The sequence below is a fragment of the Xinfangfangia pollutisoli genome (assembly GCF_020179405.1).
Taxonomy (GTDB): domain Bacteria; phylum Pseudomonadota; class Alphaproteobacteria; order Rhodobacterales; family Rhodobacteraceae; genus Pseudogemmobacter; species Pseudogemmobacter pollutisoli.
On record NZ_JAICBZ010000102.1, the window covers coordinates 1 to 12,464 of the forward strand.

Annotated in this window: 12 protein-coding genes and 1 pseudogene; 5 read left to right on the forward strand and 8 right to left on the reverse strand. The window is 66.8% G+C overall.

What is annotated here, in order from left to right:
* Positions 1–1,259 (reverse strand): helicase HerA-like domain-containing protein (locus K1Y73_RS19425; protein WP_225029970.1); only part of this gene is annotated, 1,259 nt, incomplete at its 3' end.
* Positions 1,260–1,738: 479 nt separating this feature from the next.
* Between K1Y73_RS19425 and K1Y73_RS19430 the strand changes: the two genes are divergently transcribed.
* Positions 1,739–2,431 (forward strand): invasion associated locus B family protein, encoded by a 693-nt coding sequence (locus tag K1Y73_RS19430; RefSeq protein ID WP_225029960.1) that lies wholly within the window; start codon positions 1,739–1,741, stop codon positions 2,429–2,431.
* Positions 2,432–2,455: 24 nt separating this feature from the next.
* Here K1Y73_RS19430 and K1Y73_RS19435 read toward each other — a convergent pair whose 3' ends face one another.
* The 4 genes from K1Y73_RS19435 to K1Y73_RS19450 are packed head-to-tail and all read right to left on the reverse strand — an operon-like array spanning position 2,456 to position 6,746.
* On the reverse strand, positions 2,456–3,649 hold the full coding sequence (locus tag K1Y73_RS19435) for a beta-ketoacyl-[acyl-carrier-protein] synthase family protein (protein ID WP_225029961.1): 1,194 nt from the start codon (positions 3,647–3,649) through the stop codon (positions 2,456–2,458).
* 4 nt (positions 3,650–3,653) lie between these two features.
* Positions 3,654–3,923, reverse strand: coding sequence for an acyl carrier protein (locus tag K1Y73_RS19440; protein WP_225029962.1), 270 nt, complete (start codon positions 3,921–3,923; stop codon positions 3,654–3,656).
* Positions 3,924–3,950: 27 nt separating this feature from the next.
* Positions 3,951–5,042 carry a UDP-3-O-(3-hydroxymyristoyl)glucosamine N-acyltransferase gene (locus tag K1Y73_RS19445; RefSeq protein ID WP_225029963.1) on the reverse strand — a complete coding sequence of 364 codons (1,092 nt, stop codon included), beginning with the start codon at positions 5,040–5,042 and terminating at the stop codon, positions 3,951–3,953.
* Positions 5,043–5,090: 48 nt separating this feature from the next.
* On the reverse strand, positions 5,091–6,746 hold the full coding sequence (locus K1Y73_RS19450; protein WP_225029964.1) for a L,D-transpeptidase family protein: 1,656 nt from the start codon (positions 6,744–6,746) through the stop codon (positions 5,091–5,093).
* A gap of 332 nt (positions 6,747–7,078) precedes the next feature.
* Here K1Y73_RS19450 and K1Y73_RS19455 point away from each other — a divergent pair, with 332 nt between their 5' ends.
* Positions 7,079–7,648: a YcbK family protein gene (locus K1Y73_RS19455; RefSeq protein ID WP_225029965.1), complete on the forward strand. Its 570-nt coding sequence runs from the start codon at positions 7,079–7,081 to the stop codon at positions 7,646–7,648.
* 97 nt (positions 7,649–7,745) lie between these two features.
* On the opposite strand, the gene K1Y73_RS19460 is transcribed toward K1Y73_RS19455, so the two are convergent.
* Together K1Y73_RS19460 and K1Y73_RS19465 are read right to left on the reverse strand one after the other, a co-directional pair.
* A complete protein-coding gene (locus K1Y73_RS19460) occupies positions 7,746–8,471 on the reverse strand; it encodes an RlmE family RNA methyltransferase (protein ID WP_225029966.1) in 726 nt (241 codons plus the stop codon).
* Positions 8,468–9,604 (reverse strand): Ppx/GppA phosphatase family protein, encoded by a 1,137-nt coding sequence (locus K1Y73_RS19465; RefSeq protein ID WP_225029967.1) that lies wholly within the window; start codon positions 9,602–9,604, stop codon positions 8,468–8,470. Before K1Y73_RS19465 ends, K1Y73_RS19460 begins: the two co-directional genes overlap by 4 nt.
* Positions 9,605–9,859: 255 nt before the next feature.
* Here K1Y73_RS19465 and K1Y73_RS19470 point away from each other — a divergent pair, with 255 nt between their 5' ends.
* The 3 genes from K1Y73_RS19470 to K1Y73_RS19480 are packed head-to-tail and all read left to right on the forward strand — an operon-like array spanning position 9,860 to position 12,120.
* On the forward strand, positions 9,860–10,162 hold the full coding sequence (locus K1Y73_RS19470; protein ID WP_225029971.1) for a virulence factor: 303 nt from the start codon (positions 9,860–9,862) through the stop codon (positions 10,160–10,162).
* Between the two features lie 34 nt (positions 10,163–10,196).
* Complete coding sequence (locus K1Y73_RS19475; protein ID WP_225029968.1) at positions 10,197–11,117, forward strand: methylenetetrahydrofolate reductase; 921 nt, start codon at positions 10,197–10,199, stop codon at positions 11,115–11,117.
* A 22-nt stretch (positions 11,118–11,139) separates the two neighbouring features.
* Complete coding sequence (locus K1Y73_RS19480) at positions 11,140–12,120, forward strand: methyltetrahydrofolate cobalamin methyltransferase (protein WP_225029969.1); 981 nt, start codon at positions 11,140–11,142, stop codon at positions 12,118–12,120.
* Positions 12,121–12,179: 59 nt separating this feature from the next.
* On the opposite strand, the pseudogene K1Y73_RS19485 reads toward K1Y73_RS19480, so the two are convergent.
* Positions 12,180–12,464: pseudogene (locus tag K1Y73_RS19485) on the reverse strand (hypothetical protein); the annotation flags it as partial.

Below are 12,464 nucleotides of genomic sequence, written 5' to 3' on the forward strand. Positions count from 1 at the left end.
CGGTCGATCGGCTGGTCGTATTTGCCGGCAAAGGGCGATCCCGCCCGCGCCGCGGCCAGGGCCTCGGGCGTGGCCGGGCCCAGCCGGCTTGACGGCGGGCGCACCAGCGTGCGCTCGGCCAGGCCGGGAATGCCCTTTGCTTCCAGAAACGAGGTCACCGCCTCGCCCGTGCCGACATCGCGGATCGCCTCTTCGATGGCAAAGCGCGGATTGGGCCGGTAGGTCTGCGCCGCCAGCCGCAGATCCTTCTGATCCTTGCCGGTAAAGGCGCGCAGCGCATGCTGCACCCGGTTGCCCAGCTGGCCCAGAATGCTTTCCGGCACATCGGCGGGGTTCTGGGTGACGAAATAGATGCCGACGCCCTTCGAACGGATCAGCCGCGCCACCTGTTCCACCTTGGCGATCAGCGCCTTGGGCGCATCGTCGAACAACAGATGCGCCTCGTCGAAGAAGAAGACCAGCTTCGGCTTTTCCGGATCGCCGATTTCGGGCAGGCGCTCGAACAGCTCCGACAACAGCCACAGCAGGAAGGTCGCATATAGCCGCGGCGCCATCATCAGCCGGTCGGCCGCCAGAATGCTGATCCGCCCCTCGCCCGAGGGATCCACATGCATCAGATCGGCCAGATCCAGCGCCGGTTCCCCGAACAGGCCCGCGCCGCCTTCGTTTTCCAGAACCAGCAGCCGGCGCTGGATCGCGCCCACCGAGTCCTTGCCGACCAGCCCGTAGCGGCCCGAGATCGCCTCGGCATTCTCGGCCACGAAGGCCAGCAGCGCCTGAAGATCCTTCAGATCCAGCAGCGCCAGATCCTGATCGTCGGCCAGCCGGAAGGCGACATTCATCACCCCTTCCTGCGGCTCTGACAGATCCAGAAGCCGCGACAACAGCAGGGGGCCCATCTCGGCCACGGTGGTACGGATCGGATGGCCCTTTTCGCCGTAAAGATCCCAGAAGGTCACCGGAAAGGCGCGGTAGTGCAGATCCAGCCCGATCGTGGCGGCGCGCTTCTGAAAGGCATCGTGCAGCTTGCCCGCAGGATCGCCGGCCTGGCACAACCCGCCCAGATCGCCCTTCACATCCGACAGAAAGACCGGCACGCCCGCGGCCGAGAACCCCTCGGCCAGGATCTGCAGCGTCACCGTCTTGCCGGTGCCGGTGGCGCCCGCGATCAGCCCGTGCCGGTTGCCGAATTTCAGCAACAGATCCTGCGGCTGGCCATATCCCTCGCCACCGCCGCCCACGAAAATCGCCTCACCCACCTTGGTCACTCCGCGCTGTTGCCCCGCCGCCGGCCCTGCCCCGCAACCGGCAGGCGGCATCGTCACCATACAGGCTTGCCCCGGCCATGCCAGCCGGCATCGCAGGCCCCCGCGCGCGCCACCGTCCGGCCGGAAAAGCCGAGGTTTTCATGCAGGTTTTACAGGGCTCGGGCATGGAAAAATCCCGTTGACCTCTTTGGAAAACCACCGTAGCGTCCTGCCATGAAGTCGGCCAGTCCGACAGGGAGCATAAGAAAACGCGCCAAGCGCGCATTCAAAGGGCCGGATTACCGGCCCTTTGTCATTTCCCGCTTTCAGATTCAAGGCCTTGCCTGCCCAAGCTCGGGAATTTTACCGGGCGGCCCTGCGGCGCCGATCACGCAATTCCGACCTGACAGCGTTCGCACCCCATGGTAAGCACGGCGCCAAGCCCGGGGCGGAGCCGTCCCGGACCCTACAGGCCAAAGGATCCTCTTTCCATGAAGACCAATCCGCTTCCGCTTCTTGCCCTGATTGCGGCGCTGGCAGCCCCCCTGTCGCTTGCCGCGCAGGAAACCACCGAGACGCCGGCCCCCGCCGATCCGGCCCCCGCAACCGTTGAAGGCGACGGCAAAAGCGCCGATGGCCTGTCGATGGGCATCGAGGTGGGCAGCGGCAAGGCGCAGGTCGGCGATACCTATATCGCGGCGACCTTCGAGCAATGGGAACAGCGCTGCATCAAGACCGAAACCGGCGCCGATCCCTGCCAGCTGTACCAGTTGCTGAAGGATTCCGAAGGCAACAGCGTGGCGGAATTCTCGGTCTTCTCGCTGCCCGAAGGCAGCCCCGGCCCGGCCGTTGCCGGCGCCAATCTGATCGCGCCGCTGGAAACCCTGCTGACCGAAGGCCTGCGCCTGTCGATCGACAATTCGAAAGAGCGCGCCTATCCCTTCACCTTCTGCACCCGCGTCGGTTGCGTGGCCCGCATGGGCTTTACCGCCGAAGAGATCGGCTTGCTGAAGAAGGGCGCCAAGGCCACCATGGCGATCGTGCCCTTCGTGGCCCCCGATCAGCAGGTGAAGCTGGACGTGTCGCTGAAGGGCTTCACCGCCGGTTTCGACGCGATGACCGCTGCGAACAAGGCTGCGGACGCCGCCGAGAAGGCCGCGCCGGCCGCCGCTCCGGCGCCCTGACCGCCCGAGCCGGCGCGCCGTGCCCTAGGCCCGGCGCAGGGCAAGAACGGCGTTCAACCCGCCGAAAGCAAAGGCATTTGACAGCGCCGCGTCCAGATGGGCGCGGCGCGATTCATTCGGGACATGGTCCAGATCGCAGGCCGGATCGGGATGGCTTAGCCCCAGCGTCGGCGGCACGATCCCGTCGCGCAGCGCCAGGATGCAGGCCAGAAGCTCGATCGCGCCGGTCGCACCGATGGCATGGCCATGCATCGCCTTGGTGGAACTGACCATCAAGTGGCTGGCCGACGGGCCGAAAACCTGTTTGATCGCAGCGACTTCCGTGCGGTCATTCACCTGCGTTCCGGTGCCGTGGGCATTGATATAGCCCACCTCCTGCGGGGTCAGCCCCGCTTCGGCCAGCGCCTGTTCCATGGCCTCGGCCGCGCCCTGACCCGAGGGCACGACGATATCGCCCGCATCCGCCGTCATGCCGAAGCCCGCCACTTCGGCCAAGGCCACCGCACCGCGCGCCGCCGCCGCCTCGGCCGCTTCCAGAACGAAGACCGCCGCCCCCTCGCCCATCACCATGCCGTTGCGGCGCGCATCGAAGGGCCGGCAGCCATCAGGCGACAGGACGCGCAGCCCCTCCCAGGCCTTCACCCCGCCAAAGCACAGCATCGCCTCGGCCCCGCCGGCCAGCATCGCCTGGGCCTGCCCGTCGCGGATCATCCGGAAGGCCAGGCCGATGGCATGATTGGACGAGGCGCAGGCCGACGACACGGCGAAAGCCGGCCCGCGCAGCCCGTGCCGCATCGAGATATGGCTGGCCGGCGCATTCATCATCAGCCGCGGCACGACCAAGGGCGGTACGCGCGACTTGCCCTCCTGGAACACCGCGCGATAGCTGTCTTCCCAGGTCGCGATCCCGCCGGCGGCGCTGCCGATGATCACCCCGGTCGCGGGCCCCAGGCCGGGGCCGGCCATGGCCAGCGCCTCGTCCGCCGCGGCCACGGCGAATTGGGTGAAACGGTCGTACAGCGCCAATTCCCGCGGCGAAAACCGCGTCTCGTCCCAGCCCTGCACCTGGGCCCCGATGCGGATCGCCAGCCGCTCGACATCGCGAAAGGCCAAGGGCCCGATGCCCGAGCGGCCCTGGGCCATGGCCTGCAGGGTACCGGGCACATCCTGGGCCAGGGCGTTCACCGTGCCCGCGCCGGTGATCACCACCCGCCGCATCGGCCTAGCCCGCCTTCTGCGCGATCAGATCTTCGACCGCCGCGACTAGACCGGCCACGGTCGCACTGTCGAAGCCCGTGCTTTCCGCCGGATCGGCAGGGTTGAAAGGCACTGAGATATCAAAGGCTTCCTCGATGGCAAAGATCGCCTCGACCAGGCCCAGACTGTCCAGGCCCAAGCTGTCCATGCTGGCATCAAGGCGGATGTCGGACGGGTCGATCAGCGCCTGGGCGGCGAGGATCGCAATCACCGTCTCGGCCGTCTTGCCACGCATCCCTGCCCCCGCACCCGCACTTTCAGCCTAAGCGTCGTCTTGCCCCTTGGGCAGCATCTTTTCCAGCCCGGCCACCTTCTCGGCCAGCCGGGGCAGCCGCCGCAGCGCCTTCTGCAGCTCGACATGGGTTTCCATCTTGACCGCCGGATAGCCCAGCAGCACCCGGCCCGCCGGCGCATTGGTGAAGATCTTGGTCGCGCCCCCGGCGATCACGTCATCACCGACGAAGATATTGTCATTCACCCCGCATTGCCCGGCCAGCACCACCCGGTCGCCGATCCGGGACGAGCCCGCCACGCCGACCTGCCCACACAGCAGGCAATCGCGGCCGATCTGCACGTTGTGGCCGATATGGACCAGGTTATCCAGCTTGCTGCCCGAGCCGATGACAGTATCGCGGATCGTGCCGCGGTCAATGCAGCTGTTGGCGCCGATTTCCACATCATCCCCGATGGTTACGGCACCAAGCGAAGCAATGCGGGTCCAGCTTTGGCCATGGATTTCCGCCCGCTGGCCCAGGGTTTCGCGGATCTCCTCGACCCCGGATTTCTCGGGCGTGACGAAGGAAAACCCGTCCGAGCCGATCACGGCGCCGGGCTGGCAGATGAAGCGGTCACCAATGCTTACGCGGGCGCCGATGCGGGCGCCCTGCAGGATCAGCGCGTCGCGGCCGATCCGCGCGCCTTCGGCGATTGAGACATGGCTGGCGATGCGCGCATTCGGGCCGATCACCGCGCCCGGGCCGATCACCACGAAGGGGCCGATCGCGGCGCCCGCGCCGATTTCGGCCGAAGGGTCGACATCGGCCAGCCGGTGGATGCCCGGGGCCAGCGCGGGGCCCGGATCCATCAGCCGGGTCAGGCCGGCCATGGCCAGACGGCCGCGCGGCGCGAAGATCGCCGCTTTCAGCCCCATCGCCCGCCAGTCGGCCCCCGGCCAGACCACCGCCGCCTGCGCCTTGCCCCGCGCGATCCCGTCGCCATAGCGCGGGTCCATCGCCAGGGCCAGCTGGGCCGGACCGGCCGCCGCAGGTTCGGCCGCGCCCGAGACGGTCAGATCAAGATCGCCCTCGGCCTCGGCCCCCAGGGCTGCGGCAATGTCGCGGATCGTATAGGCCATGATCAGGGCTCCGTCTGGCGCGGCCAGCACGCCGCGCGGGCCGATGTCTTAGCCCGAAACCGGCCCCAAGGCCACCCCGGCATCCTTCAGCGCCTCCCACAGCTTGGCATCGCGACCATAGACATCGCGGCGATAGCCCATGCGGCCCTTGGCCTCGGGATAGGCGGTGAAATAGACTAGGTGAACTGGGACGGTTTTTTCAAACTTCACAATGGTTTCGCGGCCGGTCTTCAGATCTGCCTCGAACTCGGCCTCGGCATTGTCGGACTGCACCGACAGCAGCATATGCGCCAGATCGAAGGGATCGGCGACCCGGATGCAGCCATGCGAATAGGCGCGCACGTCTTCCTTGAACAGGGATTTCGACGGCGTATCATGCAGATAGATGTTGTACTGATTGGGGAACATGAACTTCACCTTGCCAAGCGCATTGCCATCGGAAGGCGGCTGGCGCAGCGCGAAGGGGAAGGTCTTGGCGCTGTAGGCGGCGAAATTCACCGCACCGCGCGGCACGACCCGGCCCTTGCTGTCGACCACCTGCAGATGCCCCACCGCATTGGGGTTGCGTTGCAGCAGCGGCAGATATTCCTTCACCGTGATCGACCGCGGCACCCCCCAGGAGGGGTTGATCACCATATAGGCCATCTGGTCGGAAAACTCGGGCGTGCGCTGGTCGGGGACGTTCTTGCCGATCACCACCCGGGTGCGGAAGATCGTGCGGCCGTGATCGATGATCCTGGCGGTGAAATCGGGCATGTTCACCCAGATATGCCGTTCGGTCCGGTCGATCTCCATCCAGCGTTCGCGCTCCAGCGCGACGATCACCGATTTCAGCCGCTCTTCCGGCGCCAGGTTGATCTCGCGCAGCGTGCCCTCGCCCGCGACACCATCGGCGGGCAGGCCATGCGCCAGCTGAAAGGCCTGGACGGCGGCCTGGATCGTGCGGTCATAGTCGCGGGTCGCGCTGCGGGCCAGATAGCCCATGCGGATCAGCCGGTCGCGCAGCGCCACCACGCGCTCGCCCGCGTCGCCGGGCTTCAGCGCGCCGCCCGGCACGGCCGCGCCCCAGCCGCCATTGGCAAACGCCTCTTCCAGCGACAGCTTGGCCTTCACCAGCTGGGCATAGACATTCGACGTCGGCACCAGCGCCCGCAGCGCCGCCTCGGGATCGTCGCCGGCGATGGCGGCCAGAAGCAGGGCCGGGTCGCGATGGGCGATGTCGCGCACGATGGTCGGGTCGATCTTCTTCGGCGCCAGCATGCCCGAGGTCAGATCGCCCGCCCAGGTCAGATAGGCGCGGGTCATCGCCACTTCCAGCCGGCCCAGATCGCCCTCGGTCCGAGCGGCGCGGAAGGCCGCCTTCAGCCCCTCGGCGTCATAGCGCGCAGGCGGCAGGCCATGGTCATTGGCCCCGGCCAGCGCCGCAAACAGCGCGGCGCGGCGCGCCACGTCATCTTCGCCGGTCCAAAGCGTTGCATAGCCGCTGTCGCGATAGAAGGCGGCAATCGCCTCATCCGTGCCGGCCGCCGCGGCCAGAGACTGGGCGAAGGCCGACAGGCCCGCCGCCGCGACCGGCGAGGCCAGCGGCAGGGTCAGGCCCAGAACCGCGCCCAACGCGACAGTGCCCGCCAGACGGCGGAAGCTGCGGCCGAAACCGGCTTCGGGACGACGGGCTTTGGGGAAGCGGGGGGCGACCTGGGACATGCGGGCCTCGACATTTCTACGCAAAACGATTTGCTCCAAGGATCAGCAGATTCCGCCGCCTGTCCATTCACAAAGCCGCAAAATCCGGGACTTGCGGGGGGGTGGCGGGGGCGGATGGCACAGAAAAGCCGCAGGCGTTGCATCGGCGCCACGGCAAAGCTCTGCCCAACCGTTCAGCAAATTTTTGCTTATTGCGCCCTAGCCTGTCGCCTGGGCGGCAATTCTTGCTTGGGCTTCAAATCCGGTCGTGCCATAACGGCGCTGCACTTGGGGAAGTGACCAAAGAAACTGCCGCATGAGGCAGTCGAAGACTGACACGGGACAGGCGCAGAATGACGCAAACAGCATCGGTTGGATTCTCGCGGCGGGGCTTGCTTTCGGCTTTCGCTGTTACGGCAATCACGGCCGCACCGTTCTTCAAGGGAACGGTCGCCTATGCGCGGGGCGCGGGCGATATCCGGCGACTTCGGATGTATTCGGGCCGCACGGGCGAGTCGATGGATACGATCTACTGGGTCGAAGGCGAATACATTCCCGAAGCGCTGAAGGAAGTGAATGCCTTCATGCGCGACTGGCGCACCAATGACATGGTGAAGATGGATCCGCGCAATTTCGACATCATGGCCGCGGCGCATCGGCTGATGGATGTGACCGAGCCCTATATGCTTCTGTCGGGCTATCGCAGCCCCGCCACCAATTCGATGCTGCGCTCGCGCTCGTCCGGTGTGGCGAAGAACTCGCTGCACATGAAAGGCCAGGCGGCTGATCTGCGGCTGAAGTCGCGCTCGGTCGGGCAGATGGCCAAGGCCGCGCAGGCCTGTGCGGCAGGCGGCGTCGGGCGCTATTCGCGGTCGGATTTCGTGCATATGGATTGCGGCGCGGTGCGGCATTGGGGCGCGTAAGGCGCCCGGCCCGACCGTCAAGACCGCCCCTCAAGACAAACCCAAGACCTGACACGGGCGCCCCCAGCGGGCGCCTTCGTCATTGCGGGAGGCGGCCTTATTCCTCGTCCGCGCGCTGGCGGCCGCGGAAGCCCATGGCGACCACGAATTTTTCTGACGAATCCTGCCGGCTTGACGGCGGCTTCACATTGGCGACCTTGGTGAAGTTGCGCTTCAACTCGGCCTGCATCTGGTTCTCGGCCCCGCCCGCCAGCACCTTGGCCACGAAGGTCCCGCCGTCTTCCAGCACATCATAGGCGAAGGCCAGCGCCGCCTCGATCAGCGCGATGATCCGCAAGTGATCGGTCGACTTGTGGCCCGAGGCCGCGGCGGCCATGTCGCTCATCACCACATCGGCGCGGCCGCCCAGCCAGGCCTTCACCTGGTCATCCGCCTCATCGGCCAGGAAATCCAGCTGATGCAGCTCCACGCCGGCGATCGGTTCCACCTCTTGCAGATCGACGCCGATGATCCGCCCCTGCGGCTTTTTCGGGTTCTCTCCCAGCGCGTTGATCCGCGGCACCGCCACCTGGCACCAGCCGCCCGGCGCGCAGCCCAGGTCGACCACGCGCGCGCCCGGTTTCAGAAACCCGTAGCGGTCATCCAGTTCCATGATCTTGAAGGCCGCGCGGCCGCGATAGCCCTCGCGCTTGGCGCGCTGGACGTAGGGGTCGTTCAGCTGCCGCTCCAGCCACAGCGTCGAGGACAGCCTGCGCCCCTTGGCCGTTTTCACCCGCACGCGCAGATCGCGCTGGCCCCGGCCGGAATTCGGTTTCTCTGTCATCTGTAAGGTCCGTCCTCCAAGACGCCATCGGCGCTCATCTGGGCATAAAGCAGCCCCTCGCGCAGCCCGCGGTCGGCGACCGACAGCCGGTCGGTGGGCCATATCCGCATCAGCGCCTGAAGGATAGCCGCCCCGGACATGATCAGCGTATGCCGGTCGCGGCCGATGCGCGGATCGGTGCGCCGGCCTTCCGGCCCCAGCGCCAGATAATCGCGGATCACCGCGTCGATCTGGGCGCTGGTCATCTGCAATCCGTCCACCTTGGCCCGATCATAGCGCCGCAACCCCAGAAACGAGGCCGCGACCGTCGTCACCGTGCCGGAGGTGCCGATGATCTGAAAGCCCGCGCGCGGCGCCTGGGCGTGATAGGGGCTGAAACTGGCCAGATTCTCTTCGAAAAACCAGCTCATCAGTGCGAAACGCGCCGCATCGTCTTCGACATCGATGAACTGGTCCTTCAGCGTCGCCACCCCCAAGGGCACCGAGATCCAGTCCACCACCCGCGCCGCCGGCCCCGCGCCCTGGGCCTGAAAGCCCGAATGCAGCCGCATGATCGCCCGCGGCCGATCCTCGGGCGCCACTTCGGCAAGGTCGATCCAGACCAGCTCGGTCGAGCCGCCGCCGATATCGACGACCAGAAGCTGCTCGGTCCGCGCCGACACCAGCGGCGCGCAAGAGATCACCGCCAGCCGCGCCTCTTCCTCGGGGGCGATGATTTCCAGGACCAACCCGGTCTCGCGCCGGACCTGGCGGATGAAATCGCGGGCATTGCGGGCGCGGCGGCAGGCCTCGGTCGCGACCAGCCGCATCCGGCGCACCCCGTGCTTTTCGATCTTCTTCTGGCAGATTCGCAGCGCCTGGATGGTGCGCGCCATCGACGCCCGCGACAGCCGGCCCGAGCCTTCCAGCCCGGCGCCCAGCTGGACGGTCTTCGAAAAACTGTCCGCGACAAGAAACTGACTGCCCTTCGGTTGGGCAATCAGCATCCGGCAACTGTTCGTACCCAGGTCCAGCGCTGCATAAAGCGCCGGCCCAGGCGTTTCGGGGGACGCGGTGTCACCCCCACGGGAATCCAAAGCGGACTCGACCGGCACGGGTATCGCGTCCTCCCCTCGGGGACGCGCGGGCGTCATGGCCGCCCTCCAACTGTGGTTGGAGCCAAAAGTAATCGCCGGGGAACAGTCCTGCAAGATATGGATGAACGGGTTGCAAGAACTGCATGAAGAAAAATGCGACTCACCCCGGACGCCGCCTGTCGCCATCGCGGGCCCGCACGGGTAATCAGCGTCAGAGGTCGCTGTCGCTTCGGCTCTGCGCCATGTCGAAATCCGACATCGGCTGTCGGAACGGCACGACTATCACTGATGAAACCCAGCGCCGGATTCGCCATGCCCGAAGTGACCATCGTCTATTGGAGAGACATTCCCGCCCAGGTGATCGTGGGCAACAGCCGCCGTGGCGCGAAGGTCAAGCTGACCGAGCGTTTCGAGCAGGCGATCGACCGCTGCGCGATGAAGATCGGCGCGAAGGACAGCGACAGCTACCTGGCCGAATGGCGCAAGCTGCCCTCGGGCGAGGTCGAGGGCGACCAGGACGACATCGCCCGCGCCACCGCCGCGCGGCTGGAAGACGAATATGACACAGCCCGGCTGAAGGCGCTGATCGACGCCGAAGGCTGGAACAGACCCTGACCGCCCGATCGTCATGACCCTGAGGGAGAGACTGATGGCCCTGTTCAACTTCCGTTCGAAATCCGCAGCGCCCAGCCCGGCCGGCGGCGGCACGCTTGAGGCCTTCCTCAAGGGCTATTCGATCGAGGTCATGCCGCGCACCGCGGAAAAGATCGAAGATTTCCGGGCCCTTCTGCCCGAAGGCACCCGCGTCTACATCGCCCATATCGAGGGCACGCCGATCGAGGACATGGTGGCCACCGCCCAGCGGATCGGCGCACAGGGCTTTGCGGTCATGCCGCATTTCCCGGCGCGGATCATCAAGGACAAGGCCACGCTGACCGATTGGGTGGCGCGCTACAAGGATGTCGGCGTGTCGCAGGGCCTGATCCTGGCCGGCGGCGTCGCGCAGCCGGTGGGCGATTTCGCAACCTCGATGCAGCTGCTGGAGTCAGGCGCCTTCGAAGGCTTCACCCGCCTGCATGTCGCCGGCCACCCGGAAGGCAACAAGGACATCGATCCCGACGGGTCGGACCGGATGGTGATGGAGGCCGCGCGCTGGAAGACCGCCTTTGCCGAGCGGACCGATGCGCAGATGGCGATGGCGACGCAATTCTGCTTCGATGCCGGCCCGGTGATCCAATGGGTCGACCGGCTGCAGGCCGAAGGCATTGCGCTGCCGGTGCATATCGGCGTCGCGGGCCCGGCCAAGCTGCAGACGCTGATCAAATTCGCCATCGCCTGCGGCGTGGGTCCCAGCCTGAAGGTGCTGCAGAAGCGCGCTCTGGACGTGACCAAGCTTCTGCTGCCCTATGAGCCGACCGATTTCCTGACCGAGCTTGCCGCCCACAAGGCCACCAAGCCCGGCTTCGGCATCGAGCAGGTGCATTTCTTCCCGCTGGGCGGGATCAAGACCAATGCCGAATGGGTGACCGCCAATGGCGGCGCCTCGGGCAAGCCCGCCCGCGCGGCCTAAGCGTTCAAGCAAGGACTTAGCCATGACCCGTACTGTCGTTGAATCCAAAACGAAAACCGTCGTCATCGGCTTTGACGAACCCTTCTGCGTGATCGGCGAACGCATCAACCCGACCGGGCGCAAGAAGCTGGCGGCCGAGCTGGAGGCCGGAAATTTCGACACGGTCATCAAGGACGCGCTGGAACAGGTGGCCTGCGGCGCCACGGTGCTGGACGTGAATTCGGGCGCGGTCTTCACGAATATGATGGCCCAGGACCCGCGCTATGCCGACAACAACTTCGTCGAGCCGCCCTTGATGAAGGCGCTGATCGAGATCGTGCAGCAGACGGTCGACGTGCCCCTGTGCATCGACTCGTCGGTGCCTGCCGCTCTGGAAGCGGGGCTGGCTGCCTGCGAGGGCCGGCCGCTTCTGAACTCGGTGACGGGTGAGGAAGAACGGCTGGAACTGGTGCTGCCGCTGGTCAAGAAATACAATGTCCCGGTGGTGGCGATTTCGAATGACGACACCGGGATCTCGCCCGATCCCGAAGTGCGCTTTGCGGTGGCCAAGAAGATCGTGCAGCGCGCGGCCGATTTCGGCATTCCGGCGCATGACATCGTGGTCGACCCCTTGGTGATGCCGGTCGGCGCTATGGGGTCGGCGGGGCAGCAGGTCTTCACCCTGGTGCGGCGGCTGCGCGACGAATTGGGCGTGAACACGACCTGTGGGGCGTCGAACATCAGCTTCGGCCTGCCGCATCGGCACGGGATCAACGGCGCCTTCCTGCCGATGGCGATCTGCGCCGGCATGACCAGCGCGATCATGAACCCGGTCCGCCAGCAAGAGATGGAGGCGATCCGCGCCGCCAATTTCCTGATGAACCACGATCCGAATGGCGGCGAATGGATCCGCTTCTCGAAAGTGCTGGAATCGGTCGAGACCGGCATGAGCTTCGCCGAAGCCTCGGCCGCGGCCACGCAGGCGGCCGGCGGGCGCCGCGGCGGGCGCCGCTCGCGCGGCTAAAGACGGCCATTCCCGGCTTCAGGGGCCCGGTTTCCGCGCAGAGACCAAGCCGTCTTCTGTCAACCGCCCGCGATGGCGCGCAGGCTGGCCGCCCGGGCCGCCGGAACCGCACCCACCTCGACGCAGGTGAAGACATGCAGCGTGTCCAGCGCCCGGTCGACCACGGCATGGTCGCTGACCCAGCCGCCCATGCCCAGATAGCTGCGCAACAGCGGCGGCAGCCCCGCCAGCGCGGCGCGCCGGTCCTGCAGCGGGCCTGCCAGCGCCGGATCAGGCCGATCTGGGCGCGGCGGGCGAAGCCGATTTCCTGACCGAACTGCGCCCGACCGACGATTTCCAGGGCC